Source organism: Kitasatospora sp. NPDC101176, from assembly GCF_044768035.1.
GTDB lineage: Bacteria > Actinomycetota > Actinomycetes > Streptomycetales > Streptomycetaceae > Kitasatospora.
In genome coordinates this window covers 294,357-319,552 of the sequence record NZ_JBIWPA010000005.1, presented here as the reverse complement: position 1 = coordinate 319,552, position 25,196 = coordinate 294,357, and the positions used below count along the sequence as shown (strand labels likewise).

Annotated in this window: 18 protein-coding genes; 7 read left to right on the top strand and 11 right to left on the bottom strand. The window is 76.2% G+C overall.

Annotated features, from left to right (window positions below):
- Positions 1–109: 109 nt before the first annotated feature.
- The 3 genes from ACIRS1_RS11135 (at position 110) to ACIRS1_RS11125 (ending at position 4,286) form a co-directional block, all read left to right on the top strand.
- Complete coding sequence (locus ACIRS1_RS11135; RefSeq protein WP_402838515.1) at positions 110–1,387, top strand: DegT/DnrJ/EryC1/StrS family aminotransferase; 1,278 nt, start codon at positions 110–112, stop codon at positions 1,385–1,387.
- Between the two features lie 149 nt (positions 1,388–1,536).
- The gene (locus tag ACIRS1_RS11130) at positions 1,537–2,838 is read left to right on the top strand and encodes an ATP-grasp domain-containing protein (RefSeq protein ID WP_402838514.1); all 1,302 of its coding nucleotides are present in this window, start codon (positions 1,537–1,539) and stop codon (positions 2,836–2,838) included.
- A gap of 74 nt (positions 2,839–2,912) precedes the next feature.
- On the top strand, positions 2,913–4,286 hold the full coding sequence (locus ACIRS1_RS11125; RefSeq protein WP_402838512.1) for an MFS transporter: 1,374 nt from the start codon (positions 2,913–2,915) through the stop codon (positions 4,284–4,286).
- A gap of 174 nt (positions 4,287–4,460) precedes the next feature.
- On the opposite strand, the gene ACIRS1_RS11120 is transcribed toward ACIRS1_RS11125, so the two are convergent.
- From ACIRS1_RS11120 to ACIRS1_RS11110, 3 genes are all read right to left on the bottom strand, one after another.
- Positions 4,461–5,861 carry a glutamine synthetase family protein gene (locus tag ACIRS1_RS11120; RefSeq protein ID WP_402838510.1) on the bottom strand — a complete coding sequence of 467 codons (1,401 nt, stop codon included), beginning with the start codon at positions 5,859–5,861 and terminating at the stop codon, positions 4,461–4,463.
- Positions 5,862–6,026: 165 nt separating this feature from the next.
- Entirely contained in the window at positions 6,027–6,842 is an 816-nt protein-coding gene (locus tag ACIRS1_RS11115; protein WP_360217885.1) for a hypothetical protein, read from the bottom strand.
- Positions 6,755–7,567: a class II glutamine amidotransferase gene (locus ACIRS1_RS11110; RefSeq protein ID WP_402838508.1), complete on the bottom strand. Its 813-nt coding sequence runs from the start codon at positions 7,565–7,567 to the stop codon at positions 6,755–6,757. The genes ACIRS1_RS11115 and ACIRS1_RS11110 overlap by 88 nt, the downstream gene beginning before the upstream one ends.
- 148 nt (positions 7,568–7,715) lie before the next feature.
- Here ACIRS1_RS11110 and ACIRS1_RS11105 point away from each other — a divergent pair, with 148 nt between their 5' ends.
- Positions 7,716–8,999 carry a hypothetical protein gene (locus tag ACIRS1_RS11105; protein WP_402838507.1) on the top strand — a complete coding sequence of 428 codons (1,284 nt, stop codon included), beginning with the start codon at positions 7,716–7,718 and terminating at the stop codon, positions 8,997–8,999.
- Positions 8,996–10,345: an MFS transporter gene (locus tag ACIRS1_RS11100; protein ID WP_402838506.1), complete on the top strand. Its 1,350-nt coding sequence runs from the start codon at positions 8,996–8,998 to the stop codon at positions 10,343–10,345. Before ACIRS1_RS11105 ends, ACIRS1_RS11100 begins: the two co-directional genes overlap by 4 nt.
- Positions 10,346–10,405: 60 nt before the next feature.
- Here the strand turns inward: ACIRS1_RS11100 and ACIRS1_RS11095 are convergent, their stop codons facing one another.
- Positions 10,406–11,191: an SDR family NAD(P)-dependent oxidoreductase gene (locus tag ACIRS1_RS11095; RefSeq protein ID WP_402838642.1), complete on the bottom strand. Its 786-nt coding sequence runs from the start codon at positions 11,189–11,191 to the stop codon at positions 10,406–10,408.
- A gap of 143 nt (positions 11,192–11,334) precedes the next feature.
- Between ACIRS1_RS11095 and ACIRS1_RS11090 the strand changes: the two genes are divergently transcribed.
- Positions 11,335–12,330, top strand: a complete 996-nt coding sequence (locus ACIRS1_RS11090; protein WP_360217896.1) for an aldo/keto reductase — start codon at positions 11,335–11,337, stop codon at positions 12,328–12,330.
- 88 nt (positions 12,331–12,418) lie between these two features.
- Here ACIRS1_RS11090 and ACIRS1_RS11085 read toward each other — a convergent pair whose 3' ends face one another.
- From ACIRS1_RS11085 to ACIRS1_RS11055, 7 genes are all read right to left on the bottom strand, one after another.
- Positions 12,419–14,089: an AMP-binding protein gene (locus ACIRS1_RS11085; RefSeq protein WP_402838505.1), complete on the bottom strand. Its 1,671-nt coding sequence runs from the start codon at positions 14,087–14,089 to the stop codon at positions 12,419–12,421.
- Between the two features lie 99 nt (positions 14,090–14,188).
- Positions 14,189–14,428 (bottom strand): chaplin, encoded by a 240-nt coding sequence (locus ACIRS1_RS11080; RefSeq protein WP_360217902.1) that lies wholly within the window; start codon positions 14,426–14,428, stop codon positions 14,189–14,191.
- Between the two features lie 179 nt (positions 14,429–14,607).
- Positions 14,608–14,991: a hypothetical protein gene (locus tag ACIRS1_RS11075; RefSeq protein WP_402838504.1), complete on the bottom strand. Its 384-nt coding sequence runs from the start codon at positions 14,989–14,991 to the stop codon at positions 14,608–14,610.
- Positions 14,988–17,558, bottom strand: a complete 2,571-nt coding sequence (locus tag ACIRS1_RS11070) for an Hsp70 family protein (protein ID WP_402838502.1) — start codon at positions 17,556–17,558, stop codon at positions 14,988–14,990. Before ACIRS1_RS11070 ends, ACIRS1_RS11075 begins: the two co-directional genes overlap by 4 nt.
- A gap of 31 nt (positions 17,559–17,589) precedes the next feature.
- Positions 17,590–18,390, bottom strand: a complete 801-nt coding sequence (locus ACIRS1_RS11065) for a nucleotide exchange factor GrpE (RefSeq protein ID WP_402838500.1) — start codon at positions 18,388–18,390, stop codon at positions 17,590–17,592.
- The gene (locus tag ACIRS1_RS11060; RefSeq protein ID WP_360217914.1) at positions 18,387–18,812 is read right to left on the bottom strand and encodes a hypothetical protein; all 426 of its coding nucleotides are present in this window, start codon (positions 18,810–18,812) and stop codon (positions 18,387–18,389) included. The genes ACIRS1_RS11065 and ACIRS1_RS11060 overlap by 4 nt, the downstream gene beginning before the upstream one ends.
- A 191-nt stretch (positions 18,813–19,003) precedes the next feature.
- Complete coding sequence (locus ACIRS1_RS11055) at positions 19,004–23,113, bottom strand: hypothetical protein (RefSeq protein ID WP_402838497.1); 4,110 nt, start codon at positions 23,111–23,113, stop codon at positions 19,004–19,006.
- Positions 23,114–23,299: 186 nt separating this feature from the next.
- On the opposite strand from ACIRS1_RS11055, the gene ACIRS1_RS11050 reads away from it, so the two are divergent.
- The gene (locus ACIRS1_RS11050) at positions 23,300–25,093 is read left to right on the top strand and encodes a hypothetical protein (RefSeq protein ID WP_402838495.1); all 1,794 of its coding nucleotides are present in this window, start codon (positions 23,300–23,302) and stop codon (positions 25,091–25,093) included.
- Positions 25,094–25,196: the final 103 nt, after the last annotated feature.

The window sequence follows — 25,196 nt, the reverse complement described above, 5'->3', positions numbered from 1 at the left end:
ACCCACCCCGCACCCCCTCAGGAGGACGTCCCATGCGCGAGCGAGACCAGTTCGGCACCGCGAGGTGCGCCGGGGCGGCGGCCCCCGCCGGGCCCGGCGAGGTGCGCGCATGAGCACGGCACTGGCCGTCCACGGCGGCGCACCCGTCCGGACCGGCCGGGCCTGGCCGCGCTGGCCCCGCCCGGCGGCCGGCGCGCGGGCCGCGCTGAACGAGGTGCTGGACTCCGGCCGCTGGTCGATCGCCAGCCCGTACCTGGGGGCCCCGACCCAGGAGGAGCGCTTCGCCGCCGCGTTCGCCGGATACCTGGGCGCGGCCCACTGCGTCCCCACCGCCAGCGGCACGGCGGCCCTGATGACGGCCCTGGAGGCCTGCGGGGTCGGCGCGGGCGACGAGGTGATCGTCCCCGCCGTGTCCTGGGCCGCCTCGGCCTCGACGGTGGCCGGCGTCAACGCCGTGCCGGTCTTCGCCGATGTCGACCCGGACACGCTGTGCCTGGACCCGGCGGCCGTCGAGGCGGCCGTCACCCCCGCGACCCGGGCCGTCGTCGTGGTGCACCTGTACTCGGCGGTGGCGGACCTGGACGGTCTGCGGGCGGTCGCGGACCGGCACGGGCTGGCGCTGATCGAGGACGCCGCCCAGGCCCACGGCGCGGTCTACCGCGGCCGCCGGGCCGGCACGCTCGGCGACGTCGGGACGTTCAGCATGCACCACACCAAGGTGCTCACCAGCGGCGAGGGCGGGGCCGCCGTCACCGACGACCCGGTCCTCGCCCGCCGGATCGCGCACCTGCGGGCCGACGGCCGGACCCGGGCCGCCGCACCGCCACCGGTCGGTCTGCCGGAGCTGGTGGAGACGGGCGAGCTGATGGGCAGCAACCGCTGCCTGTCCGAGTTCCAGTCCGCCCTGCTGGTGGCGCAGTTGCGGGAGCTGGACGCCCAGAACGCCGCCCGCCGGGCCAACGCCGAGCGGCTCGACGCGCTGCTCGCGGCGGACGGCTTCCGCCCCCAGACGAGCGCGCCCGGCACCACCGACCGGACGTACTTCGGCTACGCGGTCGGCCTGCCCGAGCAGGAGTTCCGGGGCCTGCCCGCGGGCCTGGTCGCCGAGGCCCTGACCGCCGAACTCGGCCTGCACGTCAGGCCGGTGTACCGGCCGCTGTACGAGAGCCCGCTGTACGCCCCGGCCACCAGGCGCCGCTTCGACCTCGGCCCGGACCACCTGAAGCGGCTCGACCCGGGCCGCTACGACCTGCCGGTCAGCCGCCGGGTGGCGGCCGGCTTCCTGACCTTCCACCACGCCGCGCTGCTGGGCGACGAGTCCGACGTGCGCGACCTCGCCGCGGCCTTCCGCAAGGTGCTGGCCGGGCGCGCCGCGCTGGCCCGCTGACCGGCCCCGCCCTCCGCCCGACCTGTTCCCCGCCCGACCAGCCCTCGACCGCCCCGCCCTCGACTGCCCCGTCCAGCCCTCGACCGTTCGGGGAACGTGCCGCACCACGGCGCCGCCTCCCGGCAGAACTCCCAGAAAGCGACCCCACGTTGACCACGTCTACCGCGCCGGCGCCGCGCGCCGCCCACCCCGTGCCCTCCGACCGGCCCGTCGTGATCGTGGACGGCTACTCCAACGCTTCGGCCCTGGTGAGCGCCTTCGCCGCCGCGGGCCACCCGGCCGTCCACGTCCTCAGCACGGCCGAGCCCAGGCCCGCCATGATCCCGCCCCGCGCCGAGGACTACCGGGAGAGCCTGGTCTGCCCGGACGCCTCCGCCTTCGAGGCGACCGTCGCCCGGCTGGCCGCGCTCGCGCCGGTCGCCGTCGTCGCCGGGCAGGAGCCGGGCGTCCCGCTGGCCGACGCACTCGCCGAGCGGCTCGGCCTGCCCGGCAACGGCACCGCGCTGTCGGCGGCCCGGCGGGACAAGTTCCGGATGATCGAGGCGCTGCGGGCCGCGGGCATCCGCTGCGCCGAGCAGTTCAAGGCCGACACCGCGGAGGCGGTGGTCGGCTGGGCCCGGGCGCGCGCCGACTACCCGGTGGTCGTCAAGCCTCTGTCCTCCGCCTCCTCGGACAACGTCTACATCTGCCACGACGAGGCCGAGGTGGAGTCCGCGGCCCACCGGGTGCTGGCCGGCACCTCGATGTTCGCCGAGCGCAACACCGAGGTCCTGGTGCAGTCCTTCCTGCCGGGCACCGAGTACTGCGTGGACTCGGTCAGCGCCGACGGCCACAGCTTCGTCGCGGCCGTGTGGGAGTACGAGAAGAACGTCGTGGACGGCGGCCGGAAGATCTACGACCGGGACGTCCTGCGCGACCCGGACGCGGAGCCGGTGCCCGCCCTCGTCGCGTACGTGCGCCGGGTGCTGGACGCGCTCGGCATCCGGCACGGCGCCTCGCACGCCGAGGTCATCATGACCCCGCAGGGGCCGGCGCTGGTGGAGGTCGGCGCCCGGTTCAACGGCGCCATGCAGCCCGACTTCTACGACCACGTGCTCGGCACCAACCCGGCGGCCCTGGTCGCCCGCGCGCTGCTGGAGCCCGAGGACTTCGCCCGCCGCTTCGGCGGGCGGGTCTACCGGCCGCGGCTGGCCGCGGCGGTCTACGAGAGCCCGACCGCGCTGGACGGGGTCGTCGACTCGGTCGACGAGTCCGTCGTGGACCGGATCGCGGCACTGCCCACCGTGCACTCGGTGGTGGTCCGCTCCGCGCCCGGCCGGCGCATCCGGCCGACGGTGGACCTGCTGTCCAGCCCGCTGCGGCTGTTCATGGCCGGCGCGGACCAGGAGGAGCTGCGCCGGGACCGCGAGGTGGTCGACACCCTCAAGGACCGGGTGTACCGCCTGCGCTGAGCACACGGGGACCAGGGCGGGGCCGGGGGCAGTGCGCACCGGCCCCGCCGCCGCACACCGGGAGAGGAGAGACCATGGCCGGTGACAACCCGTCGGGCGACGGGACGGCCACCAGCACCACCACGACCGCCGTCGGCCCGGCCGCCACCGCGACGACGGCCACCTCCGGGTCGGCCGCGGACCAGACCGCCCCGGGGACCGCCGAGGGCGGCACCGCCGCCCCGCCGGCCGCGGAGCCGGGCCCGGCCGCCGACCGGTGGGCCCGGGCGGTGCCCCCGCGGGGGCCGCTGCGGGTCTACGCCGCCCTGTCGTTCTTCGACTCGCTCGCCCGCGGGGTGATGCTCGCGGGCGGCGTGCTGTTCTTCACCCGGGTCGCCGGGCTCGGCGCCGTGCAGGTCGGCACCGGGCTCTCGATGGCGACGCTCATCGGGCTCTCGGCCGCGCTGCCCGCCGGGCTGCTCGGCGACCGGATCGGCCACCGGCGGCTGCTGGTCGGGCTCGGCGTCGTCCGCGGCCTGCTGCTCGGCAGCTACCTGCTGGTCGACTCCTTCGCGGAGTTCCTCCTGGTGGTCTGCCTGGCGGGGCTCGCCGAGAGCGCCGTCGACCCGGTGCGGCAGGCCTACCTCGGGGCGCTGACCACCCCGGAGAACCGGGTGGACACGCTGGCCTACAACCGGGTGGTGCACAACGTCGGCGCCACCCTGGGCACGCCCGCGCTCGGCGCCGCGCTGGTCGTCGGCACCCCGTTCGCCTTCCGGCTGCTGATCGCCGGCGGCGCGGTGTGCGTCCTGCTGGTCGGGCTCGTCGCGCTGCGCCTGCCGGAGACGCCGCGCGGCCGCCCGGCCGGCACCGGCGGCGGGGCCACGGTGCTGCGCGACCGCTGGTACCTGGGCCTCGCCCTGGTGAACGGGCTGCTGATCCTGCACGGCGAGCTGCTGGAGATCGCCGTGCCGCTGTGGGTCACCCAGCACACCGCGGCGCCGTCCTGGACGGCCTCGGCGCTGCTGCTGGCCAACGTGTTCCTGGCCATCGGCTTCCAGATGCGGGCGGGGCGGGGCGTCACCGACACCGGCAGCGCGGCCCGGGCGATGCGCCGGGGCGGGCTGGCCGTGCTCGCCTGCTCGCTGGTCTTCGCCACCACCGGGTCGCTGCCGCCGCTGCCCGCGGTGGCGGTGCTGCTCCTCGCGGTGGCCCTGCTGACCGCCGCCGAGCTGCTGCAGTCGGCCGGTGCCTGGGGCCTGTCCTACGAGCTCGCGGTCGACGGCCGGCTCGGCGAGTACCAGGGCGCCTGGAGCGTGGGGACCCAACTGGGCCGTTCCTGCGGGCCGTTCGTCATCACGCTGGCGCTGTCCGGGCTGGGCGGCGCCGGGTGGGTGGTGCTCGGACTGGGCTACGCGGCCGCCGCCGTGCTGGCGCCGCCGCTGGCGGCCCGGGCGGCCAGGCGCTGAGCGGGGCCCGAACGCACACGATCGGAGGCGCCGGCCGCGATGGCCGGCGCCTCCGATCGTTGCCGCCCGGCGGCCCGGGACGGGGGTCCGGGGCGGCGCTCAGGACGGGAGACCACGGGGCTGTCCGGGACGGGGCCGTCCGGACCGCCGGGTGGCGGTGCAGACCGTGCCGGTTCAGAACCGCACGGCGTGGGTGAAGTACTCGGAGTCGGAACCCAGTTCCTTCATGTCCCGGACGTCCGCCCGCTTGATCGCCGGGTAGAGGGCGGCGCGGGCCGGGCCGAGCACGGACATCAGGAACTCGTCCCGCTCCAGCGCGTCCACGGCCTCCTCCAGCGTCCGCGGCAGCGCCGTGACGCCGAGCCGGCGCAGCTCGTCGGCGGAGAGCCTGTTGGGGTCGGCGTGCAGCGGCTCGCCCGGGTCCAGGCCTCGGCGAATGCCGTCCATCCCGGCGTGGATCAGGGCGCCCAGCGCCAGGTAGGGGTTGGCGGTGGAGTCGCAGATCTTGACCTCGACGTTGGTGGAGCCCGTCTCGTCGCCGCGCAGCCGGGTGGGGATGCGGATCGCGGCCTCGCGGTTGTCCAGTCCGTACGCGCCGAAGGCGCCCGCCCACATACCGGGCCGCAGGCGGTGGTAGCTGTTGACGCTGGCGTTGGTGAGCGCGGTGAGCCCGGGCAGGTGCGCCAGCAGTCCGCCGATGAAGTGCCGGGCCAGGGTGGAGAGTCCGAGCTCGTCGGAGGGGTCGGCGAACAGGTTCACCGGGGGGCGGCCGTCCTGGCCGGGCTGCCAGAGCGAGAGGTGGGCGTGGTTGCCGTTGCCGCGCATGCCGGGGGCCGGCACCGGTGCGAAGGTCGCCCACAGGCCCTTGCGCCGGGCCGTGCCCCGGGTGGTGGCGCGCTGCCAGACGTAGTTGTCCGCGGCGCGCAGGGCCGGCGCGTGCCGCAGCGTCATCTCGTGCTGGCCGGCGCCGAACTCGGGGTGGTACGTCTCCACGGTCAGGCCCTGGAAGCGCAGCGCGCGCAGCAGGTCCACGGTGTAGGAGTCGGCGGCGTCGAAGCCCTCGTTGTCGAAGCAGAGGCTGTCGTCGAACAGGTCCAGCACGCCCGGCGACGGCTGGGTGGAGCAGAGCGTGAACTCCGGCTCGAAGGCCGCGACCACCTGGTACTCGCCGGCGGCGGCCAGGGCCTCCTTGAGGAAGGTGCGCGGGCAGGCGTCCCAGGGGTCGCCGTCCACGGTGAGCAGGTCGCAGAGCATCGCGGCCGAACCGGGGGCGTGCGGCAGGCGGACGAAGGAGTCGGGGTCGGGGACGAGCCGGACCTCGCCGACGGCGTCGAACCCGGGGACGGGCTGGCCGAGGTCGAGCAGACTGGACGCCTGCCGGCTCCGGGCCAGGCCGATGCCGGAGTCCATCCGGCCGGGCAGGGCCTGGCGGGAGACCGCCTTGCCGCGGGTGACGGAGTTGTGGTCGACCCACAGGAAGCGGATCAGTTCGATGTCCTCCTGCTCGACGATCCGCTGGATCCTCGCGCGGGATTCGGCGGCGGGCACGCCGCCGTTGCTGTCAGGGCTCGCCATCGTCGGTTCGGCTCTCTCTCGGGGTTCGGGCCGGGGGCTCGGGCCGCCGGTGCGGCCGGGGTCCGGGCCGCCGGTGCGGCCGGGGTCCGGGCGTGGCGCCGGCCTGTCCGCCGCCCGCGGGGGCGGGGGCGGGGGCCGGCGCCGCGCGGCCGGGGGAGGTGGGGGTCAGACCCAGGCCACGGCGCGGGTCAGGGCGGGGTCGAAGAAGCCGAAGAAGAAGCCCATGGTGACCCGGTCCGTCCCGGTCGGCTTCTCGATCGAGTGGTAGTGGGTCGGGTTGAGCAGGTAGACGTCGCCGGTCTGCGGCTTGAAGCGGTGGGCGGGGGCGCCGCGGGTGACGGCCTGGTCGTAGCCGAGGCCGCCGACCACCTTGAACTCCTCGTCCAGGGGCTCCCACTGCTTGCGGTGGATCTCCAGCTCGCCGCCGCCGTCGCACTCCTGGATGCAGACCACGACGCTCAGGTGATGCAGCAGCCCGGCCAGCACCAGGCCGGTCCCGGCGGCGTCGCGCATCATGTTGTCGTTGTGCAGCGGGGTGCGGACGCCGTCGGAGTAGATCCGGACGTTCTTCCGGGCGTACTCGCGGCCGTCCGGTTCGGCGGCCACGTCGAAGGCGTCCAGCCCGAGCACCTCGGCGAGCCGGGCGCGCACCCGGTCGGCGAGGTCGAAGCCGACGCCGGCGGTGAGCCGTTCGGCGGCGGCCGCCTGCTCGAAGTACGTGTCCGGGGCGGCCAGGTGCTTGGCCAGGTAGGGCCCGAGGGTGGTCAGGCTGCCGTTGCTGTACTCGGTGGTGTCGGCCCGGCCGAACAGCGGCACGACGCGTTCCCGGTTGGCGGTGAACTCCTCCTCCGACAGCAGGCCGCGCAGGACGACGACGGCGTGGTCGCCGGAGATCAGGCCCTTGAGGAGGCCGGGACCGTCCGGAGCGGGCTCGCCGGGCTGGTCGAGGTGGTGGACGACGCGGCCCCAGAGCTCGGGCATGTCGGGGTCCTCTCGGTGGTGGGGGCGGTGAACGGGAAGGTCAGCACGGTGCCGGGGGCCACCGGCCGCCAGGCGGCGGACGGGGCCAGGGCCGGGACGGTCTCGGAGGCGACGATCTGCGCCGTCGCGGTGGTGGTGCGCCGCATCGCGAAGAAGCGCGGGGTGCGGGTGTCCGGCGGGCTCCAGTGCACGAGGTGGGCCCGGTCGGGGTGCACGGCGACGGCGTTGCCGGAGGTGCCGCCGGGCTCCAGGGCCCGGAGCCGGGCGAGCGCCGTCCGTTCGTCCAGCCGGTCGGTGCCGGGCGGGATCAGGTAGTCGAAGTACTCCGCGGAGTCGAAGGCGGAGGCGGCCAGCCCGAGCCCGCGGTAAGCCGTCGGCAGGTACCCGTTGTGCATGAAGTACCAGGGGTCGCCGGGGCGTTCGAGCGGGTGGGTGAAGGCGGGACCGCGGTTCTCGGGCAGTGTGGCGTTGCGGACGTGGATGGCCAGGAAGTCGGTGCGGGCGGTGGCCACCGGGGAGTCGGGGGCGCTCTCGGCCGCCGGGCGCTCGTCCCGGTGCGCCCGCAGCGCTCCGCTCCCGGGGTCGCGCCAGACCGCGCCCCAGCCGTGTGCGTGCACGGTGGTGGCGTTGTCGTGGTCGGCGGTCAGGCCACGGCTCATCTGTACGGCGGCGGCCACGATGTCCGCCGGGTCGAACGTCCCGGAGGCCAGGATCAGGCGGCACATGGGTCCGGATGCCCTCCTTGTCTGAGTGGGCGGCTGCGCTGGGCGCCGGTTGTCGGGGTCGACTCTAGAAGGCCTGGCAACTCTTGGCAATAACTTGCCTCTCACTGGCAACATCTGTATATGCTCGGTCGGAGAACAGGGAGGGAACGTGACAGAGAACGACCCCCGGCCGCTCGTCCTGCTCCTGGGCGCGGCCAGGTACACCCTCGACGCGTGCGTACGCCTCGGCGTCGACGCCGTCGTGGTCACCGGCGCCCCGGAACGGGACGCCGGCGCGGTGCCCGTCCCGGCGCAGCTGACCGCCGTCCACGCCGACAGCCAGAGCGACGCCGAGTCCGTACTGGCCGCCCTGCACCGGGCCGGCCTCGCCGGTCTGCGCTACGACGCGGTGGTCACCACCGACGAGTTCGCCCTGGTGACGGCCGGACTGCTGGCCCGCCACCTGGGCTGCCGGGCCATCGACCCGGACACCGCGGTGCGCTTCCGCGACAAGGAGGTCCAGAAGCGCACCGTCCGCGCGGCCGGCGTCCCGACCGCCCGCACCACGGTGATCGAGGACGTCCACGACCTGACCGGGCTGACCGCGCTCCCCTACCCGCGCGCGGTGGTCAAGCCCGTCGCCGGCGCCTCGACCCGGCTGACCGCCACCGTCACCGACCTCGCCGGACTGCGCGCCTTCGGCGACCGCCTGCGGGCCGGGCGCTCCACCGAACGGACCTTCCTGCTGGAGGAGTTCGTCAGCGGGGAGGAGTGGATCGCGGACGGCTTCGTGCTCGACGGCGAGGTCCGCTTCCTGGCCCTCGGCGCCTACGGCAGCCCCTGCCTGAGCGTGGTCGACCAGGACCGCCCTCTCTGGATGCGCCGGATCGACCCGCAGCGCGAAGCCTGGCGGTACGCCCTGGCCGAGCCGCTCGTGCGCCGCTCCCTCAGCGCCCTCGGCCTGACCGACGGGGTGTTCCACATGGAGCTCTTCCACGACCCCGCCGACGGCCGGCTGGTCTTCAGCGAGTGCGCGGCCCGCCGCGGCGGCGGGCTGATCCACGAGGAGACGCTGGCCAAGTTCGGGATCGACCTCGGCGAGGCCATGCTGCTCTGCGGGCTGGGCCGCCTGCCGGACCGGGAGGTGCGCACCGACCCCCGGGTGATCGGCAGCAGCTTCCTGCCGGGCCGGCCGGGCACCGTGGTCGCCTGCCCCTCCGCCGGGGAGCTGGAGGCCCTGCCCGGCGTCGAGTACGCCCGGGTGGAGGCCGCCCCGGGCACCAGCTGGTCCGACTCGCTCGCGAGCACCGACCAGCGGGCCGCCCAGGTCCTGGTGGCCGCGGAGTCCGAGGCCGCGCTGCTGCGCCGCTTCGACGAGCTGCGCCGCTGGTTCGACGACCGGCTGGTCACCGTACCGAACGGGTCCGCGGCGCCGGTCGGGGTCCCGGCATGACGCTCACCGCCCCGACCCCCGCCGCACCCCCGACCCCCACCGCACCCGCGGCACCCGGGACACCGGCGGCACCCGCCGCTGCCGACCGCCCGGCGCCGTGGGCCCGGCTGCTCCCCGAGCCGGGGCCGCAGCGGGTCCTCGCCGCCGCGACGGTGGTGAACACCTTCGGCAGCGGCCTGTTCGTCGCGAGCAGCGCCCTCTACTTCACCCGGGTGGTCGGCCTGCCGACCGGCCAGGTCGCGCTCGGCCTCACCGCTGGCGGCGTCACCGGGCTGTTCGCCGGGCTCGCCGGCGGCCGGATCGCCGACCGCTGGGGCGCCCGCCGGACCCAGATCGGCGTCATGCTGCTCGGCGCCGCCTTCACGACCGGCTACCTGTTCGTCCGCGGGTTCTGGCCGTTCCTGGCCGTCGCCTGCCTGACCGCGGCCGTGCACGCGGCCAACCCGGCCAGCCGCGACCCGCTGGTCCGCGCGTTCGGCGGCACCCGGCCGGCCGCGTTCCGCGCCTACCTGCAGGCGGTGACCAACCTCGCCCTGTCGCTGGGCGCGGTGCTGGCCGGGCTGGCCGTCCAGGCCGACACCCGCGGCGCCTACACCGCCCTGCTGGTCGGCCGGGTGCTGGCCTTCCTGGCCTGCGCGCTGGTGCTGGCCCGGCTGCCCCGGCCGGCCCCGCGGGCGGCCGGGGCGGACCGGCCGCGGACCGGCTGGACGGCCCTGCGCAACCGCCCCTTCCTGGTCGCGACGGCGGCCAACGGGCTGCTGGAGCTGCACTACTCGGTGCCCGCGTTCGCGCTCCCGCTGTGGATCGTCGGGCACACCTCGGCCCCCCGCTGGACCACCTCCGCCGTCCTGCTGCTCAACACCGGCCTGATCGCGGCGTTCCAGGTCCGGGCGGCGCGCAACGTGACCGGCGTCGACGCGGCCGGCCGGCGGCTGCGCTGGGCCGGTGGGGCGCTGGCCGCCGCCCTGCTGCTGACGGCGGCCGCCGAGGGGCCGCCGTGGTGGGCGGCCGCGCTGCTCCTCACCGTCGGGACGGCGGTGTACACGGCGGGCGAGCTCTGGCACGCCGCGGCGTCGATGGAGTACTCCTTCGGCTTCGCCGAGCCCGGGGCCCAGGGCCAGTACTCCGGGGTGTTCGGCTTCGGCGCCGGCCTGGGCGACGCACTCGGCCCCGCCGTCCTCGGGGTCTTCGTGCTCTCCTGGGGCCGGCCGGGATGGCTGCTGCTGGCCGCGCTGCTGCTCGCCGTCGGCACCCTGACCGGGCCGCTGGTGGCCCGGGCCGCCCGCCCCGGGCGCCGCGCCGGGGCCGGGGCCGGGGCCGGGGCCGGGGCCGGGGCCGGGGTGTGAGCCCGCGGCCGGCCGTGCTCCGGGGCGTCACGGGGCGCCCCGGAGCACGGCCGGCCGGCCTCAGCGCAGCGCGCGCTGCGCCGCGACGATGCGCCGGGCCGCCGTCTCGTCCCCGCGCCCGCCGCGCTCCGCGTAGCCGGGGAACTGCCCGGCCACCGCGCAGCGCAGCCGCAGGGTGAGCGGTGCCACGTTGGTCTCGGCCCGGTCCTCCTCGATCGCCCGGAGGACGGCGGTCGCGACCTGCTCCGGCGACACCGTGCGCACGCCGCTCGGCACCTCGGCCCCGGTGTCCGCGAACATCCCGGCCCCGCCCACGAACCCGGGCTGGACGAGCGAGACCCCGACCCCGGTGCCGCGCAGGTCCTGCCGCAGGCTCAGCGCGAAGCCGCGCAGCCCGAACTTGCCCGCGGTGTACAGCGACGAGTAGGGCGTCGCGGCCTTCCCCGACATCGAGCCGACGAAGGCGAGCTGCCCGCGGCCGGCCGCCACCATCCGGGGCGTCAGCAGCCGGCTGAGCATCACCGGTGCGCTCAGGTTGACGGCCAGCGCCCGGTCGATCTGCTCGGGCGTGTAGTCGAGCAGCTCGCCGCTGGCGGGCAGGGCGGCGTTGGCCACCAGCACGTCGACGTCCGGGCAGTCCTCGGCGAGCCGGCGGACCTGCTCCGGGTCGGCGAGGTCGGCGACCACCGGCCGGGCGCCGAGTTCGGCCGCCAGCGACCGCAGCGGCTCCCGGCGCCGGCCGGTGACGATCAGGGTGGCGCCCGCCCCGGCGAGCCGGCGCGCCAGGGTGCGGCCGATGCCTCCGGCCGCACCGGTGAGCAACACGGTCGCCTTGTTCAACCGCATGGTCGGAACCTCCCGGTTCATCGGTCTTCCTCCGGATATCTGCTCTGGACGATAGGAACTTGGCAAACATTTGTCTAGTCTGGCAATTCCTGTGCCAGGATGGTGTCCGGAAACCCCACCCCCACGACCCGAGGACGGCCCTCATGGAGAAGCGGACGACGAGCAGGCTCGGCCACCGGCAGCTGTCGGTGATCGGCCTGGGCACCTGGCAGCTCGGCGCGGACTGGGGGCACGTCTCCGAACCGGACGCCCACGCCGTCCTGGACGCCGCGGTCGGCTCCGGCGTGACCTTCCTGGACACCGCCGACGTCTACGGCGACGGCCGCAGCGAGCGCCTGATCGGCGGGTACCTGCGCGGGCTCGCCCCCGACCGGGCCGCCGCGATCACCGTCGCGACCAAGCTGGGCCGCCGCGGCCCCCAGCAGCCGGAGGCCTTCACCCTGGACGCCTTCCGCAGCTGGACCGACCGTTCACGGGAGAACCTGGGCGTGGACACCCTCGACCTGGTCCAGCTGCACTGCCCGCCGACCGCGGTCCTCGCCACCCCCGCCGTCTACGAGGCGCTCGACACGCTCGTCGCCGAGAAGCGGACCGCCGCCTACGGGGTCAGCGTCGAGACCTGCGCGGAGGCCCTCGCCGCGATCGCCCGCCCGAACGTGGCCAGCGTCCAGATCATCCTCAACCCGTTCCGCCGCAAGCCCCTCGCCGAGGTGCTGCCGGCGGCCCGGGAGGCCGGCGTGGCGGTCATCGCCCGCGTCCCGCTGGCCTCCGGGCTGCTCTCCGGCGCCTACCGGCACGACACGGTGTTCCCCGCCGAGGACCACCGCACCTACAACCGGCACGGCGACTCCTTCGACGTCGGCGAGACCTTCTCCGGCGTCGACTACGCGACCGGGGTGGAGGCGGCCGCCGAATTCTCCGCGCTGGCGCCCGAGGGCGCCACCCCCGCCCAGACCGCGCTGCGCTGGATCGTCCAGCAGCCGGGCGTCACCAGCGTCATCCCGGGCGCCCGCACCCCCGCCCAGGCGGCGGCCAACTCCGCGGCCGCCGCCCTGCCGCCGCTCCCGGAACGCGTGCTGGCCGGGGCGGCCGAGCTCTACGACCGCCGCATCCGCGCGCTGGTCCACCACCGCTGGTGAGGCACCCCGGGGTGCCCGCAGGCGGGGGCACCCCGGGCCGCCGGCCCGTGCGCGGCGCACGCGCGGACGGCTCACCCGGGCGGACGGCTCACGGGTTGAGGAGGCGCACCGCCATCTCCCGCATCTCGACCTTGCGGATCTTGCCGGTGACGGTCATCGGGAACTCCTCGACCACGTGCACGTAGCGCGGGATCTTCACGTGGGCCAGCCGGCCGGTGCAGTAGGCGCGGACGGCCTCGGCCGTGAGCGGCTCGGCGCCCCCGCGCATCCGGATCCACGCCATCAGCTCCTCGCCGTACTTCGGATCGGGCACCCCGATGACCTGGACGTCGAGGATGTCGGGGTGGCCGTGCAGGAACTCCTCGATCTCGCGCGGGTAGAGGTTCTCCCCGCCCCGGATCACCATGTCCTTGATCCGGCCGGTGATGGCGAGGTAGCCGTCCCCGTCCATCACGGCGAGGTCCCCGGTGTGCATCCAACGGGCGGCGTCGACGGCCTCGGCGGTGCGCTCCGGCTCGCCCCAGTAGCCGAGCATCACGGAGTAGCCGCGGGTGCAGAGTTCTCCGGGCTCGCCGCGCGGGACGGTGCGGCCGGTGACCGGGTCGACGACCTTGACCTCCAGGTGGGGGCCGACCCGGCCGACGGTGGAGACCCGGCGCTCGACCGGGTCGTCGGTGCGGGTCTGGGTGGAGACCGGCGAGGTCTCGGTCATGCCGTAGCAGATGGACACCTCCGCCATGCCCATCCGCTCGATGACCTCCTTCATCACCTCGGTCGGGCAGGGCGAACCGGCCATGATGCCGGTGCGCAGGCTGGAGAGGTCGTGCCGGTCGAAGTCCGGGTCGGCGAGCTCGGCGATGAACATGGTCGGCACGCCGTACAGCGAGGTGCAGCGCTCGGCGGCCACGGCGGCCAGGGTGGCCCCGGGGTCGAAGGACGGGGCGGGGATGACGGTGCAGGCGCCGTGCGAGGTGGCGGCGAGGTTGCCCATCACCATGCCGAAGCAGTGGTAGAAGGGCACCGGGACGCAGATCCGGTCCTGCTCGGTGTAGTCGAGCAACTCGCCCACGAAGTACCCGTTGTTGAGGATGTTGTGGTGCGAGAGGGTGGCGCCCTTGGGGAAGCCGGTGGTGCCCGAGGTGTACTGGATGTTGATCGGGTCGTCGGGGGCCAGCTCGGCTCCGCGTTCGGCCAGTCGGGCGGGGTCGCCACGGCGTCCGGCGGCCAGCAGCGCGTCCCAGCCGGGGCCGCCGATCAGCACCACGCGCTCCAGCTCCGGGCAGCGGGGCCGCACCTCCTCGATCATCCCGGCGTAGTCCGAGGTCCTGAAGCGCTCGGCGGCGACCAGCAGCCGGATGCCCGACTGGTTCAGCACGTACTCCAGCTCGTGCGGGCGGTAGGCGGGGTTGACGGTCACCAGGATCGCGCCGAGCTTGGCGGTGGCGTACTGGGTGAGCGTCCACTCGGCGCAGTTGGGGGCCCAGATGCCGACCCGGTCGCCCTTGGCGATCCCGAGGTCGAGCAGACCGAGCGCCAGCGCGTCGACGTCGGCGGCGAGTTCGGCGTAGGTCCAGCGGCGGGCGGTGGCCCGGTCGACGAGGGCGTCCCGCCCGGGGAAGGCGCGCACCGCGCGGTCGAGGTTCTCCCCGATGGTGTCGCCGAGCAGCGGGACGTCCGCGCTGCCGGAGGAGTAGCTGCGCGGGGTCGGCTGGATCGGCACGTACGGCTCCTGGGTACGGCGGGGCGGGACGGGCACCATGCTCCCGGCCCGGGCGCCGCGCCGCCACCCCCGAACGGGGGTGCGGACACGCCACCGGGGCCGCCCGTCAGGTGCGACGGGCGGCCCCGGTGCCGGGGGTCAGCCGTTGATGCAGGTGTTCCCGATGGCCGGGTTCAGGATCGAGATGACACCGATCGTGTTGCCGCAGACATTGGCCTCGAGGTTGATCGGGATCTGGATCTGGTTGCCGGACAGGACGCCCGGCGAGCCGAACGCGACACCGTTGGCGGTGGCGTCGCCGGCGGCGGCGGTGCCGGCACCGGCGAGGACGGCGACGGCGGCGAGCGCGGTGGCGGCGAGGGTGGTGCGAATACGCATTGCGTCACTCCTTGTGAGGGTGGCGAACATCCGTGTGACGATCACACTCACCTCCGATCAGACGCGACGCCACCCGGGGAACGCCCGGATTGCTCGCTTGGAGGGCGTGTCGGCTGCCCGCACCCCGTGGGCGGCGGCGGTGGGCCCGCTTCCGACGGGCCCACCGCCGCCGCCACCGGTCAGTCGCCCGTCCGGGTCACCAGCGCGTCCAGCAGGTCCCGGGCCGGCCGCAGCCCGGGCTCGGCCGCCAGCGACCGCCGCAACAGCACCCGGGCGGCCGCGTCGTCCCCGGTCCGCAGGGCCGCCAGCGCCTCGTTGTAGTCGATCCGGCCCGCGTGCCGCAGCCGGACCAGCGCCGCGAGGTCCTCCCGGCAGGAGGGGCAGCGCAGGCCCTCCGGATCCGCCGGGACGGCGCACTGCGGGCAGGGCACCTCCAGCGGGGGCACCGCGGGCCCCCCCGCCCGCGGGGCGGGCACCTGCGGCCCGGGGCCGCCGGGCGCGGGGTTGTCGTACGCGGGGGCCTCGCCCGCCGGGCTCGTCCCGGTGCTCTCGGAGGAGCTCATCGCGGCCCCGCCTCCTCGGGCCGCACCGGGCCCAGCGACTCCGCCGGCGGCTCGCTGCCCAGCTCCCGCTGCGCCTGCGCGTACAGGGCCAGCAGGTTCGACATGTGCCGGTTGACCTTCTCCATGTTCGGCGCCTCCACGCCCTCGTCCAGCCCCCGCAGCTCCGCCATGATCAGCTGGGACAGCGCCGGCGAGACCATGTTCTGGTTCACGTAGACGTTGCACATGGTGAGCATCCGGAAGGTGTGCCCGAGCGAGTCGCACAGCTCGTCCGCCCGCTGGGCCGCGACCATCGCGCCCTCCCAGTCGGCGGCCTCGCGGCGCAGCCGCAGCTCGGCGGCCACGGACCGCAGCCGGTCCAGGTCGCTCGGGTCGAGGTGCTTCTCGCAGTAGTGGAGGAACAGGCTCAGGTACGCCTCCGAGCCGCGCACCCAGCGCTGGGCGCGGAGCTGGCGCTGGGCCCGCTCCAGCGCCTCGTCCACCGACTGGCCGCGGGTCTGGCCGGCGGCCAGGTCGTCCAGCCGGTCCATGAGCTGCTGCGCCTCGCGCAGTTCGGCCTCGGTCAGCTCGCCGCCCCAGCGGTCGGTGAAGGACTCGATCTGCCGCTGCTGCTCCTCGACCTGGACCTTGAGCTCCGGGTCCAGGGTGACCCGCTCCAGCTTGACGGTCTTCTCGCCGCCCCCCTGGATCCGCACCGAGAGGGTGATCGTGCGGTCCCGGTCCAGGCCGAAGGAGACCTCCACCGGGGTGCGGCCGCCGAGCCCGGCCGGCAGCCGCAGGGTCAGGTGGCCGATCAGCTCGTTCTGCTGGGCGATCTCGTGCTCGCCCTCGTAGACCGCGACCTCCAGACGCTGGCGGCCGCTGGCGGCGACCACGAACTCCCGGCTGACCGGTGAACCGGTCGGGTAGCTGGTGTTCTTGGGGATGATCACGGCCAGCCGGCCGTCGTTGAGCTCGATGCCGAGGTTCTTCGGCGTGATGTCGAACGGGTTGGTGACCTGCATCAGCTCGCCGCAGCCCTGGCAGACCTCGCTGCCCGGCGGGTTGACCACGCCGCAGGCCGCACAGCGCAGACCGACGTCCTCGGCGGCCGTGGAGGCCACCCTGGTGCCGCCGGGTGCCGCGGAGTTGAGGGCCTCGCCGCACAGCCCGCAGGCGGTGACGCCGGGCGCGGCGGGAGTCCCGCAGCGCGGGCAGTTCTCCCCGTGGGCGACGGTCGGGGCCTGCGACCGCACCGGCGCGGCCGACCGGGGGGCGGGCGAACCGCTCGCCTCCAGACCGCACTTGGGGCAGGCCGCGGCCTCGGCGTCGAACGGGATGTGGCAGCCGGTGCAGGAGATCCGGGGGCCGCCGAGCAGCGAGGTCGCGCAGTTGGCGCAGTTGGAGGCGGAGAGGTCGCCGGGGGCCCGGCACTCGGGGCACTCCACCTCGCCGACCAGCGCGGACTGCACGGCCGCGCCGAGCGCCACGCACTGCATCGGGTTGACGCCGCGCCGGATCCGCCGGGGGCCGAACACCTCGCCGAGCCGCCGGGCCACCAGCGGGATGGCGGTGGAGCCGCCGACCAGCACCACCTCGTCGACGTCCCCCACGGTGAGGTTGGCCTGCATGATGGCCTTGTGGGTCAGTTCGATGGTGCGCTCGATCCGGGCCTCGATCAGCTCCTCGAAACGGGCCCGCTCGAACTCGGTCTCCAGCACCAGTTGGCCGGCGCCGAGGCCGGGCAGGATGACCTCGGAGGCCTCCTGGTGGGAGAGCTCGATCTTGATGGTCTCGGCGGTGGAGGCGATCTTGGGGCGGTCCCGCAGGTCCGGCTGGTAGTCGGCGCCGTACTCCTCGCGGATGTCCTCCAGCAGCGCGGTGGTGATGGCGCGGTCGAAGTCGTCGCCGCCGAGCAGGTTGTCGCCCTCGATGCCGAGCACCGAGACCGAGCCCGGCACCAGCAGCAGGATCGAGATGTCGAAGGTGCCGCCGCCGAGGTCGTAGACCAGGACGGTCCGGCCCTCGTCGCCCGCCTCGGTGGTGATCCCGTAGGCGAGCGCGGCGGCGGTCGGCTCGTTGATGATCCGCAGCACGTGCAGGCCGGCCATCCGGCCCGCCTCCTGGGTGGCCGCGACCTGCCGCTCGCCGAAGTACGCGGGCACGGTGATCACGGCCCGGTGGAAGGGCTCGCCGAGGCGCTGCTCGGCGTCCTCCTTGAGGCGGTGCAGGATGATCGCGGAGATCTCGATCGGGGTGTAGGAACGGCCGTTGAACCAGACGTTGACGTCGCCGTCGGTGCCCGCGGTGACCTTGTAGTCGACCTCCTTCAGGGCCGCCTGGACCTGCGGGTCCTTGAACTTGCGGCCCATGAAGCGCTTCACCGAGCGGATCACGTTGGCGCCGTCGACGGCGGTCCGGCTGCGTGCGGTGGAGCCGACCAGCAGCTCGCCCTTGCGGCCGCTGCCGACCACGGAGGGCGTGGCCTCCTGGTTCTGCCGGTTGAAGATGATCTCCGGCTCGCCCCGGCGCAGGTGGGCCACCACGGAGTTGGTGGTGCCCAGGTCGATGCCGAGTGTGCGGTACATGTCGTTCCCCTCTTGCCCCTCGTGGTCCTGGCTACTTCTTGCGCCTGCGCCGGGCACCGGCGGCCGCGCCCTTCCGGCGGGCCGGGGGCCGGACGGCGGGCCGCCCGGGCCCCCCGGGTCCCGCGGCCTGCTCCGGTTCCGGCTCCGGTTCGGGCCCGAGCTCCGGTTCGGGCCCGGGCTCCGGTGCCGGCTCCCCGGCGACGTCCGGCGTCGCGGGGTCCGCCGGCCCGGGGTCCTCGGTGGCGCCCGCGCCTCCGAACCCCTCGAAGCCCCCGGGGCCCCCGGTGTCCGCCGCGTGGACCGGCTCCGGCGCCGGGTCCGGCCCCGGCGGCGCGGCGACGACCACCTGTGCCCGGCGCAGCACCTCCTCGCCCCAGAAGAACCCGGTGATGACCGTCCGCAGGACCGTCTCCGGCGCCACCCCGGCCCGCGGCTCCACGCCGACGATCTCGGTCAGCGCCGGGTCCGCCGCCAGGCCCTCCAGCCGCATCGGGCGCACGCCGGCCTTGGCCAGCCGGCCGAGCAGCCGGCGACGGGTGGCCTCGATCCCGGCGCCGCGCCCGAGCAGCACCAGTTCCTGGTCCAGGCCGAGCGAGGCCAGCGCGTCGTCGACCTCGACCAGGATGCCCAGCAGGTCACGCTGGGTGGCCCGGGCGGTCTGCGCCTCCTCCGCCCGGAGCCGCTGCAACAGCGAGGCCCGGAAGAGGAGTTGGCTGAACGCCTGGTCGAGGTCGACCTCCAGCGCGCGCTGCGGGACGTCCAGCGGCCGGAGGCCGTCGGCCGGGCCGGCGATGGGGTCGGCGGTCGGTACGTCGGTCGGTGCGTCGGTCACTCGGGTACCTCGATCTGCGGCAGCACCGACAGGTCGGCGGCGTAGCGGGCGGGGACGGGCGGTTCGGGGTCGGCGCCGCCGGGGGCGGGTTCGGTGAAGTCGGCGGCCAGCTCGGCCCGGTGCAGCGCCAGCAGGGAGGCGGCGGGCGGCAGCGCCGGGCGCTCGACGACCAGCAGCGGCTCGGCGAGGGCGGGCGCCAGCAGCCCCGCGGCCTGGTCGACGGGCTCCGGCGGCAGCGGCCGCTGGAGGTCCGCCTCCAGCCGCCGGTCGGGGTGGCGCAGCAGCGCGGCGGCGTCCTGGATCTGCTGACGGGTGAAGCGGCCGGCCTTCATCGCCGGTCCGACGGCCAGGTTGATCTCGCGCACGCCGGCCGTGAGCGCAACGCCCAGGACCTCGTACGGCGACGGTTCGTGCAGTGGCATGGCGGGCGGTTTCTCTCCTCACGACTCACGAATCACGGCTAGCGGCTTGCGGCTTGCAGCTTTTGACGTGCGGCTCACGTCCGGTGGCGTGCGCCCTGCCGCATACGTCCTGTGGCTCCAGACTCGGCCTCGGGACAGGGAATCTGACGCCCCACCACCTGAGGACGGCACCGGCGGCACGGCGGTTGCCGTCAGCGGAGCGCGTTGATCCTCCGCTGGAGGGCCCGCAGCTCCCGGTCGTCCGGGTTGTGCTCGACGGCCTGGCGGATCAGGGCGCGGGCCTCCCGGAACCCGCGGGCGTTGGCCCGGGCGACGGCGTAGGAGCTGAACACCACGCCGAGTTCGGTGTGCAGCTTGGCGACGTCCTCGGGGGTTCCGGACAGCTCGAGCGCCTCTTCCAGGAGACGGATCGCGTCGGGGTAGCGGCGGGCCTCGTAGTGGCCGACGGCCTCGCCGCGCCAGACGCTGACCATCAGCCGCCGGATGTCGGGCGAGTCGTCGTAGGACCTGGCCTTGCGGAGCATGGCGGCCTGCGTGGTGAACGGGCTGTCCTGCAGGTTGTCCAGCACGTGGTTGGCGAGCATCACGCCGACCCGGCGCGGCGCCTCGCGCTCCGGGTCGCCGTCCCAGTCCGGGTCGGCGCGCAGCGCGTCGGCCATCCGGCCGACGGCGAGGGTGCGCTGGTCGGCGAAGGCGGCGGAGCGGGCGAGGTGGCGCAGCACGAAGGCGAGGCCGTGCCGGTGGTCCGGGTCCGGGTTGAGCGAGATCAGCTCCCGCCAGGCCTCGGCGGCCTCCTCCAGCTCCGCGTCCGAGGCGTCGGGCCGGCTGAGCTGGCTGGCCCGGTTGCCGAGGGCGGCCTCCAGGAAGTGCCGGGCGGTCGGGTCGCCGGGGGTGAGTGCGAGGCTCTTGCGGAGCAGGCCCAGGGCGCGCGGGTAGTCCTTCGTCTCGTTGTTGATCTTCCGGGCCCACTGGGCGTAGGTGGCGCCGAGGTCGCCGCGCACCTCGGCGTGGTCGGGGGCCAGGGCCAGCGCCTTCTCCAGGAGTTCGGTCGCTCCCGCCTGGTCGTCGTCGCTGGTCTTGAGCAGGGCGCGGGCCGCCCGCAGGCCGGACTCGGCGGCGATCGCCGGGGCGTCGGCGGGCAGCACGGCGCCGGGTACGGTGCCGGCGCGGGTGAGGCAGTCGAGGGCCTCGCGCCAGTCCTGGTTGCGGTGGTGCTCGCGGGCCTGGCCGACCAGGCTCTCGGCGAGCAGGGCCTGCCAGTCGGCGCCGCGTTCGGTCTCGGGCACGGCGTCCAGGGCGCCGACCGCGGCGGCCTGACGGCCCTGGAGGAGGAGGTAGTGCTGCGGTCCGAGCCCGCCGAACAGGTCGAGCGCCCGGGCCAGCGGGTGTCCGTCGGGCTCCCCGAGCCGCCGCCAGGGCTCTACGGCCCGGTCGAAGGCGGCCGCCCAGGCGGCGAGTCCGGGCTCCTGCCGGAGCAGCCGGTCGAGCGCGGGGCCGAGCGCCAGGCGGCGGGCGGGGCGGCCGGGCAGCGCCAGGCGGACGTCCTCCCGGGCGAAGGCGTCGGCGCTGTGGGTCTCCATGCCGAGCCGCAGGGTCCAGGCGGTGACCTCGTCGCCGCCGCGGCCGGCGGCGCGATCCAGTGCCCGCAGGTCGTCCCGGAGGCGGTCGGTGAGCGCGGTGCGGGCGGTGGCGATCCGCTGGGGTTCGAGCGGGCGGCCGGTGATCCGGGCGGACTCCGCCCACAGCTCGGGCTGGTGCAGGGCGGCGACCAGGCAGCCGAGCGTCCACGCCCAGGTCCGCTCGTCGGGTTCGGTGCCCTCGGGAGCCGCGGCGGCGAGCCGGTAGCCGGCGAGTCCGAGGGCGTGCAGCAGCCGCGGCTGGGCCGGGTCCCGGAGCAGCAGCGCGTGGTAGCCGTCCCAGGCCTCCCGGTGGCGGCCCTCGACGGCGTGCTGGTGGGCCTCGTGCTCGGCGAGCAGGACGAGGGCGGGGCCGGCCTGCGGGTGGTCCGGGGTGTGGCCGAGGGCCTGGCGCAGGTCGCCGGCGGCCCGTCCGGGCTCCCCCGCGTCGAGCGCGGCGGCGGCCCGGCGGAGCAGGACGGCGCTGCGGGCGGCCCCTGCCTGCGCGGGCAGCTCGGCCAGCGCCTCGTCCAGTCGGCCGAGTTCGGCGCGGAGCAGGGCCAGGTCGAGCCGGACGGGCCCGGCCGCGGGGCTGTCGCCGAAGGCCCGGGCCCAGGCGGCGAGGACGGGTTCGGCCTGCTCGGGCGTGCCGGCCCGGCGGGCGCAGTCCAGGACGGCGCGCAGCGCGGGCCCGGCGCAGCGGACGCAGCGCGCCGGGGCGCCCTCGGCGGCCCGGTGCAGGTGGGCGGCGCAGGCCTCGCGGCCGCAGCCGCCGCAGGCGCCGGTGGCCGGACCGGCGCAGACGGCGCAGTCGGCCGGGGCGGCCTGCGGTGCGGGGGCCGGGCCGGCGGTGAGGAAGTGGCGGTACCAGTCCAGTGCGGCGGCCCAGTTGCCGGCGCGTTCGGCCAGCAGGGCGCGCAGCCGGGCGAGCGCCGGGTCGCCGGCCGGGTCGGGTGCGAGCGGGGCGAGCAGCGCGATGGTCTGCACCGGGCGGCCGGCCAGCAGGGCGGCGGCGGCCAGGTGGTAGCGCTCGCGCGGTCCGGCGGCGGGGTCGAGCAGACCGGCCAGGGGCTCGGTCCGGCCCTCGGCCAGGGCCAGGGCGGCGCGCAGCCGGGCCTGCCGGTGGGTGATCGCGCCGGGCAGGGTGTCGGCGAGGGCGAGGGCGGCGGCGGCCCGTTCGCGTTCCTCGGCCCGGTCGCGGCCGGTGACCAGCAGGTGGGCGGCCTCGCGCAGCGCGGCTTCGCGCAGCGCGGCACGGTAGCCGGGGGCGGCCGGGTGCTCGGCGGCGGCCCGCTGCCAGAGCTCCCGGGCGGCGGCCGGGTCGGCGGCCAGTCGGGTGCGGGCGAGCCGGTCGCGGGCGAGGGCGAGGCGGTCGTGCAGCTCCTCGTCCTGCAGCGGTTCCCAGCGGGTCAGCGCCCCGGCCGGGTCGTCGGTGCGGGACAGCGCGAGGCCGTGGTGGAAGGCGGCGATCCGGGCCCAGCGGGAGTCCGGTTCGCGGTCGGCCTCGGCGCGGAGCAGCGGTTCGGCCTCGGCGGCGCGGCCGGCGGCGAGCAGGGCGGCGCCGAGCCGGACCCGGGCGGGGCGCCAGTCGGGTGCCCGGTCGAGGGCGGCTCGGTAGTCGGCGGCGGCCTCGGCGGGGCGGTCGGCCCGCTCGTTGACCAGGGCGAGGCCGAACCCGGCCGGGGCGAAGCCGGGTTGGACGGCGAGGGCGGCGGCGAACTGCTCCCGGGCCTGTTCGTCGGCGCCGAGCAGCAGGGCGAGCCGGCCGAGCGCGTAGCGGGGGCGGGGGTCGCCGGGGGCCTCGGTGGCGGCGGCCGCGAGGTCGGCCCAGGCGGCGTCGGTGGCGCCGAGCCGCTGGCGGGCGAGGCCGCGGAAGAGCAGGGTCTCGGTGCGCAGCGCCGGTCCGCGCCCCCACGGGGAGGGGTCGCCGGCGCCGCGGCGCAGCGCCTCGTCGAAGGCGACGACGGCGGGTTCGTCGCGGTGCAGGGTGAACAGCTGGGCGCCCCAGCGGAACCAGAGTTCGCCGCTGCCGCCGGGGGCGGCCGCGGCGAGCAGGGTCTCGGCCTCGACGGCCCGGTCGGTGCCGCGCAGCTGGGCGGCGCGGGCGAGGACGGGCCAGTCGCGGCCGGGCAGGGCGGCGAGGGCGGCGGCGGTGGTGTGCTCGCGCTGTGCGGGGCTGCCTTCGCGGCAGAGGCGTTGCAGCCAGTCCCGGGTGCGGGCGACGGCCTCGACCTCCTCCCCGGGTTCGGCGCCGTCGGCGGTGGCCTGCAGCAGGGCGAGGACCGGCCCGAGGTCGCCGTCGGCGGCGGCGGTGCGTTCCGCGGCGAGGCGCCGCAGGCTCCACCGGGGCAGTTGCCGGGCCGGGTCGGCGAGCAGCGGGAAGGCCTCGCGGTGCAGGGCGAGGGTGGCCTGCTGGTCTCCGGTGGGGATGGTGGCCTCGGCTTGGCCGAGGAGGGCGAGGCCGCGTTGCGGGAGCAGTTCGGCGGGGCCCTCGGCGAGCCGGCGGGCGAGCCGGGCGTAGCGGCGCCGGGCCTGCGGGGCCTTGCCGGCGGCGAGCCGTTCGGCGGCCGTGGCGAGGGCCGCGGCCACCGTCCCGGCGTCCAGGGCGCGGTGGCGCCGGGCCAGTACGACGGCGGCCGCACCGACCAGTGCCACCACGATCAGCAGCACCGCGAGCTGCACCATGCACCGTCCCCCTGCTGGTCAGATCCACCGATGTCATGATCAAAATGCTGGCGATGATCATGAGTTGACGTACTGTCATGATGTTGTCCGATCGAATGCAGGATAGGCCCTTCGTGGGACGTCCGAACAGCGGAGAGCACTATCCTGGGATCAGCTGAAAAGCCGAGGCATCGAGTCGGGGGTCGAGTGTCCGAGTCGCGTTGGGTACCCGGGCTCCGGTTCGGGCCGGAGTTCGACCCCGAGCAGTACGAGCTCCTGGAGTTCCACCACCGGGGCGGCGAGGCCGAGGTGTGGCGGGCGGTGCGCACCGGCCACAGCGGGCTCAAGGAGCTCGTCGCCGCGAAGATCATGCTGGAGCGCGACCCCTCCGAGGTCCGCCGCTGGCTCGGCCGCTGGGACGACGTCTCGCACAACGCCCACCGCCTGGGCGTCACCGACCTGGTGGTGCCCAGCTTCCTGCTCGGGCCCTCCCCGCACCAGCCCGGCGCCCTGCCCGCCGGCGGTCTGCTCGGCTACCAGATCTCCCCCTGGGTCGAAGGGGTCCCGCTGCACACCTGGGCCCGCACCCAGCGCGGCGGGCCGGCCGCGGCGGCCGAGGTCCTGTCCCGGCTCTGCCGGATCGTCGACGAGCTGCACCGCAAGCGCTGGGTGCACCGCGACATCTCCCCCGCCAACGTCCTGGTGGACGCCCACGGCCAGGTCAAACTGATCGACCTGACCTTCCTGGCCCCGCTCGACCACACCCTGACCGTCGCCGTGTTCACCCCCGGCCACGTCCCGCCGGAGGCCGAGCAGGTCGGCGGCTTCCCCACCACGGCCAAGGACCTGTTCGCCGTCGGCACCCTCGCGCGCACCCTGCTGCTACCCGACCACGGTCGCCTCGACCACCGGCTCGCCGCCGAACAGGCCCGCGCCGAACTGCTCGCCGCCGGCTACGGCGAGGAGCTGGTCCGGTGGGCCTGCGAGCCGCTGGCCCGCGACCCGCAGCGCCGCCCCGCCCCGCTCGGCCCCTGGGTCGGCCGCGGACGCGAACTGCTGCGCGCCCACCGGCCGGTGGCGCGCACCGCGGGCCTGGCCGTACTGCCCGACCGGGCCGGCCGGCCGCTGCTGGTCACCGGCGGCCCGGACGGCACCGCCCTGACCGGCCCCGGACACCCCGGCCACCGGCTGCCGACCGGCCAGGGGCCCGGCCCCGTCCGCGAGTTGACGGCCGGCTGGGCAGGCCGGCAGGGCGAGCTGGTGGTCTGCGCCGAGGACCGCGGCGGATCGCTCTGGGTCGGCACCGCGGCCGGCTGGTGGGAGGCCGCGCGCGGCGTCAGCGGGCTCGCCGGGGGCGTCGACCCGGCCGGGGAGATGACGGTCTGGACGGCGGTCGGCGGCGCACTGCGCTCCTACCGCTGGGCGCCCGGGCTCACCCTCACCGGCCGGGAGCTGCCCGGCTGCCCGGCCGACCGGGTGCTCGCCGCCCTGGAGGAACGCCCCGGATCCTGGCTGGTCCTGGTCGAACACCGGGAACAGGTGCTGAGCTGGCGGCCCGGCTCGGCGGAGCACCCGGCCCCGGTCGGACCGCCCGGGGCACCGCGCGCCGGGGCCCTGGCCCTCACCTCCGCCGGGCCGCAGGCCGTCACGCTGCGAACGGACGGCTCCGTCCGGCTGCACCCGCTCGGGGCGGGCGCCGGGCCGGGCGCCGAGATCGGCGACGGCGAACCCGCCCTGGGCGTCGCGGTGGCCGGGCACCGGGGCGGCCCGACCGTCGCGCTGGCCGGCGCGGGCGGGGTCCGGCTGCGGCTGCCGGCCGGCGGCGCCTCCCGCCGCCCGCGCTGGTGGCGGCCCACGCTGCGCCCGGCAACCCGGGTCGCGCTCGCGGTCGGCGACGACTGGCGGCTGTGCCTGGCCGCGGTGGTGGAGGGCGAGTTGCAGTGCTGGCAGGAGGACGCTGCGTACCGCTGGCTGCCGGTGGCCCTGCCGGAACAGGGCTGACGCCGGGGCCGGCACCGGGCTTACCCGGGGCCGGCGCAGGGCTGACCCCGGGGCCGGAGCAGGGCCGGCGCCGCTCCCGGACCGGACAGGGCCGGAGGGGCCC

Excerpts from the sequence above, each read along its gene's own strand:
- ACIRS1_RS11135 (WP_402838515.1), top strand. The coding sequence starts at position 110 with ATGAGCACGGCACTGGCCGTCCACGGCGGCGCACCCGTCCGGACCGGC.
- ACIRS1_RS11085 (WP_402838505.1), bottom strand. The coding sequence starts at position 14,089 with ATGGTGCCCGTCCCGCCCCGCCGTACCCAGGAGCCGTACGTGCCGATC.
- ACIRS1_RS11115 (WP_360217885.1), bottom strand. The coding sequence starts at position 6,842 with ATGCCCGAGCTCTGGGGCCGCGTCGTCCACCACCTCGACCAGCCCGGC.
- ACIRS1_RS11095 (WP_402838642.1), bottom strand. The coding sequence starts at position 11,191 with ATGCGGTTGAACAAGGCGACCGTGTTGCTCACCGGTGCGGCCGGAGGC.
- ACIRS1_RS11070 (WP_402838502.1), bottom strand. The coding sequence starts at position 17,558 with ATGTACCGCACACTCGGCATCGACCTGGGCACCACCAACTCCGTGGTG.
- ACIRS1_RS11055 (WP_402838497.1), bottom strand. The coding sequence starts at position 23,113 with ATGGTGCAGCTCGCGGTGCTGCTGATCGTGGTGGCACTGGTCGGTGCG.
- ACIRS1_RS11075 (WP_402838504.1), bottom strand. The coding sequence starts at position 14,991 with ATGAGCTCCTCCGAGAGCACCGGGACGAGCCCGGCGGGCGAGGCCCCC.
- ACIRS1_RS11120 (WP_402838510.1), bottom strand. The coding sequence starts at position 5,861 with ATGGCGAGCCCTGACAGCAACGGCGGCGTGCCCGCCGCCGAATCCCGC.
- ACIRS1_RS11125 (WP_402838512.1), top strand. The coding sequence starts at position 2,913 with ATGGCCGGTGACAACCCGTCGGGCGACGGGACGGCCACCAGCACCACC.
- ACIRS1_RS11100 (WP_402838506.1), top strand. The coding sequence starts at position 8,996 with ATGACGCTCACCGCCCCGACCCCCGCCGCACCCCCGACCCCCACCGCA.
- ACIRS1_RS11090 (WP_360217896.1), top strand. The coding sequence starts at position 11,335 with ATGGAGAAGCGGACGACGAGCAGGCTCGGCCACCGGCAGCTGTCGGTG.
- ACIRS1_RS11080 (WP_360217902.1), bottom strand. The coding sequence starts at position 14,428 with ATGCGTATTCGCACCACCCTCGCCGCCACCGCGCTCGCCGCCGTCGCC.
- ACIRS1_RS11060 (WP_360217914.1), bottom strand. The coding sequence starts at position 18,812 with ATGCCACTGCACGAACCGTCGCCGTACGAGGTCCTGGGCGTTGCGCTC.
- ACIRS1_RS11110 (WP_402838508.1), bottom strand. The coding sequence starts at position 7,567 with ATGTGCCGCCTGATCCTGGCCTCCGGGACGTTCGACCCGGCGGACATC.